Below are 300 nucleotides of genomic sequence, written 5' to 3'. Positions count from 1 at the left end.
TTGGACTTACGTGTATCGCAAAAAGCGTAAAGTTTGGCTTATTTATGCTTATGACCGCGCTACTAATGAGATTGTTGCTTATGTTTGGGGCAAACGTGACCTGAAAACAGCTAAGAAGCTAAGAGCCCGTCTTAAACAACTGAAAGTCAGCTATGGTTCTATTAGCATGGATAACTGGGATAGCTTTATAACCGCATTCAAGCCTGACAAGAAACAAATCGGCAAGCAGCATACGGTAGGCATAGAAGGTAATAACTGTCGCCTTAGACACCGATTGCGACGAGCCGTTCGAAAGACCTG

General features: G+C 43.7%; 1 protein-coding gene. It reads left to right on the top strand.

Going from position 1 to position 300, the window contains the following annotated elements; genetic code table 11:
• Nucleotides 1-300, top strand: a 300-nt coding sequence (locus CXF58_RS01375) for an IS1 family transposase (RefSeq protein ID WP_145989782.1), incomplete at both ends; no start/stop codon positions are given.

Source organism: Psychrobacter sp. Sarcosine-02u-2 (genome assembly GCF_002836335.1).
Taxonomy (GTDB): Bacteria; Pseudomonadota; Gammaproteobacteria; order Pseudomonadales; family Moraxellaceae; genus Psychrobacter; species Psychrobacter faecalis.
The sequence above is the reverse complement of the archived record's forward strand: the minus strand, read 5'-3'. Positions and strand labels throughout refer to the sequence as shown.